At 54.3% G+C, this 2669-nt stretch carries 1 protein-coding gene and 1 pseudogene; both read right to left on the reverse strand.

Features of this window, described 5'->3' with window-relative positions; translation table 11 throughout:
• A partial coding sequence (locus AC1DWI_RS19255; RefSeq protein ID WP_477725477.1) for a GspE/PulE family protein occupies positions 1-2361 on the reverse strand: 2361 nt, incomplete at its 3' end.
• Positions 2358-2669, reverse strand: a pseudogene (locus AC1DWI_RS19260) (3',5'-cyclic-nucleotide phosphodiesterase); the annotation flags it as partial. The gene AC1DWI_RS19255 and the pseudogene AC1DWI_RS19260, both read right to left, overlap by 4 nt.

The raw sequence follows: 2669 nt of genomic DNA on the forward strand, positions 1-2669 counted from the left end.
CATGAGTACCTTTTCCATGCCATCCATCTTGAGCGTCCGCATGCCGCTGTTGACAGCGCTTGCAAACAGCTCCGCGACACGCGCCCGCTCCTGGATCAATTTTTTGGCAGCATCATCGGCAATCATCAGTTCATGCAAGCCAATACGGCCCTTGTAGCCGGTCTTGTTGCACTTGTCGCAGCCGACCGCACGGTACAAGGTCAATTTATCGTCCTTCCCATAGCGCGCCATCCAGTCTTCATAGAGTTTTTGTGACTCGCCACCAGGATCGGCTTTCCAGGCTTCGGTATGGCGCAGCTCTTCGGCGTATTCCTTGATGAAATCTTTGACTTCCTGAGCACTCGGCTGATAAGCCTCTTTGCAGTCGCAGAGTTTTTTGGCCAGACGCTGAGCCAGGATACCCAACAATGCGTCCGCAAAATTAAAGGGATCCATGCCCATGTCCAGCAGGCGGGTGATGGACTCGGGGGCCGAATTGGTGTGCAGCGTCGAGAAAACCATGTGCCCCGTCAATGAAGCTTCCACGCCCATCGCCACGGTTTCTTTGTCGCGGGACTCACCGACCATGATGATGTCGGGATCGGCTCGCAGGAAAGCACGCATGACCAGTGCGAAGTCAATGCCCGCCTTCCTGTTAATTTGCACCTGACGCAAACCCTTCTGGGTAATTTCCACGGGGTCTTCGGCGGTCCAGATTTTGGTGTCCGGGGTGTTGAGAAACTTCAGGATGGAATGCAGGGTCGTGGTCTTGCCGGAGCCTGTGGGGCCACATACATAAAAAAGACCATAAGGCTTGGAGATCGTTTTTTCCAGTCGCTCCTTGTTGTGCGCCGTCAATCCGAGTTTTTCAAGCGGGATCGGCTCACCTGCGGCAAGAATCCGCATGACCACATCTTCCACACCACCGGCGGATGGAATCGTGGCAACACGCAACTCGATGTCCAGTGGGCCGTATTTCTTGAACTTGATCTTCCCATCTTGCGGTTTGCGCTTTTCAGAGATGTCCAGGTCGCACATGATCTTGAGCCGCGTGACCATGGCCTGGCGAAACTGCGCCGGCACTTCGATATAGGGCTGCAAGGTACCGTCAATGCGAAACCGGATACCGGTTTTGGCTTTGCCTGGCATAGGCTCGATGTGAATGTCCGAAACCTTCTGGTTGTAAGCGTCAATGATGACCTTGTTGACAAACTTGACCAGCTCGTTGTCCGCTGCGGCAGACTCCAGCGAAGAATCGTCATTTGACTCACTCTCCAGTGGTGAGTCCATGTCTGCAAGCAATTGGTCGATGGTGCTACTGTCTGCAGCCACGCCAAAGAGCTGCCCCAGGGTTTCTTCAAATTCGGTCTGAGTTGTAACGCGGTAAGAAAATTTGGAGACGCGGGGAAACACCTGTGGAACCACGCGTGCCCCTCGCACAGCCTCCGGATCCACACACATGATCACGAGGCCTTCGGTAGTTTCCTCCAGCGGAATCCAGCCTTGCTGTTCAATAAAGTCCCGTTTTAACGCACCATGCAACATCTCCGAGCGAATCCGCCCAGCATTGAATGCTTCGTAGGCCACACCAAAAAACTTGGCAAGCGAAGCACCAATCTGAGTGGGCCGGATGTGGAAGTTGGCCATGAGCATATGCTCGACAGACTGACCTTCTTCCCGGGCCTGGCGGATGCATTGCTGTAATTCTTCTTGGGACAGCACACCTTCCGTCACCAAGCCGTCGTACTTGGTAGCTTTGCGCCTTTGGCTGTCGCCCGCTTTTTGCATTCGCTGGCGTATGGCAATGCCCAAAGTCTTGCACAGCTGCAGCGCACCGTCTTCCTCAAGTTTTCCAAAAGGCTGATCGCTCCGGTTGTTGATAACCTGCAGCACGCCGTACAACGTCTCTCCGTCCATGACGGGAGCCACCAGCATCTGCTTGGTTCTGTACCCGGATCGCTTGTCAACTTCCTGGAGAAAGCTCAACGCAGGATGAATTTTCTTCAGCGCCTCCTCATCGTAGACGTCCGCAATATTCACCATCTGGCGAGCCATGGCAACGTAGCCCGCAATGCTCTGCGCACTGACCGGGAGTTTCAGGTCGCGGCTGGTATTGAGCCCCGTCTTGACCTTGGAAACAATGGAACTGCGGTCTTCGTTGACTGCATAAAGTGTTAACCGGTCTGCGTTAAAAAGCTTGCAGATGTCCTGGCTGGCTTCGAGCATGATCTGCTCGACATTTTCCGTTTCGTGAATCCGGTTGGTAACCAGCTGAAGCTGCCGGAAATACAGGGCTTCAAAAGTAACGCCCCGCTCCTGGGGAGGCAACATCTGCGAGTCAAAAAACTCGTCCTCGGGGTCACGTTGCAATACGGCGCTCATAGCTCAAACTCCTGGCCCGCCCTCAACCACCGGATGTCGTGCGATACATTCGGGCCAAACGGGCGGGTTTGGTCAAAACGCTGTATCTCGGCCATGATCAGGTCGGTCTCGGCCGGTTTGGTATGGGTAATGTAGATGGGATAACTGTGTCCTCGCTCGATGCAATCGAGTTCATTGGCAAGCGCATGAGGAGAAAGATGAAGGCTCCGCTTGGCAAGGTCGCGCTCACGATTGCTAAATGCCGTTTCGATGACCAGCATGGCAACCCTTATCTGATTAATGCGGGCCCACAGAGCCGGATTCTGTTC

Source organism: Polaromonas sp. P3_C2 (assembly GCF_056402675.1).